Raw genomic sequence first — 1,037 nt, forward strand, 5'->3', positions numbered from 1 at the left:
AACGGGTTGCACTGTGTCATGAAAAAATCCGAAATCAGAGAAAAGATTTTCAGCATAAACTCAGTGCAGGTCTTGCAAAGAACTACGATGCAGTATGCGTGGAAGACCTGGATCTGAAAGGGATGGCAGGAGGACTTCATTTTGGAAAAGGCGTACATGATAATGGATATGGCCTGTTCCTGTCTATGCTGGAATATAAACTGGAGGAACGCGGAAAATATCTGATCAAAGTAAATCGTTATTTCGCATCCAGTAAGATATGCAGTGTATGCGGAAAGAAAAAAGCAGGATTGTCTTTATCTGAAAGGATGTATTACTGTGAATGTGGAAACAGAATGGATCGTGATGTAAATGCAGCAGTGAACCTCATGAATGAGGGAAAAAGAATCTTTGCAGAATGTGCATGACAGCACAATAAAAAGTCCGTATCTGGACTTATAAAAATCGCGGGGTACGCGAGGATAGCTTGTAGATACTTGGCTCAATAGAGCCATTGAGCAAGAAGCCCCCACTTCAAAATCNAGCTTCACCGTCCGATATCAGAAAAATGGAAACTGAAATCTGTAACAGTCAGCCGGGAACCATCCGGAAAATATTTTGCAAGTCTGTTATTTTGCTGTGAAAACCAAACAGTAGAAAAAAGACCGGCAGAAAAATTTCTGGGGATTGATTTTGCCATGCATGGGATGTGTGTATTTTCTACCGGTGAAAGAGCCGGATATCCGATGTTCTACCGGAATACAGAGAAAAAGCTTGCACGGGAACAGCGGAAACTGTCCAGATGCCAGAGAGGCAGTCGGAATTATGAAAAACAGAAGAAACGGGTTGCACTGTGTCATGAAAAGATCCGAAATCAGAGAAAAGATTTCCAGCATAAACTCAGTGCAGGTCTTGCAAAGAACTACGATGCAGTATGCGTGGAAGACCTGGATCTGAAAGGGATGGCAGGAGGACTTCATTTTGGAAAAGGCGTACATGATAATGGATATGGCCTGTTTCTGTCTATGCTGGAATATAAACTGGAGGAACGCGGAAAA

The 1,037-nt window shown here is 42.5% G+C and carries 2 protein-coding genes; both read left to right on the top strand.

Annotated elements, in window-relative coordinates; translation table 11 throughout:
* Nucleotides 1-407: RNA-guided endonuclease InsQ/TnpB family protein (locus tag GT674_RS17045; protein ID WP_243149209.1), on the top strand; the 407-nt coding region annotated here is incomplete at its 5' end.
* A gap of 111 nt (nucleotides 408-518) precedes the next feature.
* A partial coding sequence (locus GT674_RS17050) for an RNA-guided endonuclease InsQ/TnpB family protein (RefSeq protein WP_330585656.1) occupies nucleotides 519-1,037 on the top strand: 519 nt, incomplete at its 3' end.

It is taken from the genome of Blautia sp. BIOML-A1 (genome assembly GCF_009883055.1).
In the GTDB taxonomy this organism is placed as follows: Bacteria; Bacillota; Clostridia; order Lachnospirales; family Lachnospiraceae; genus Blautia_A.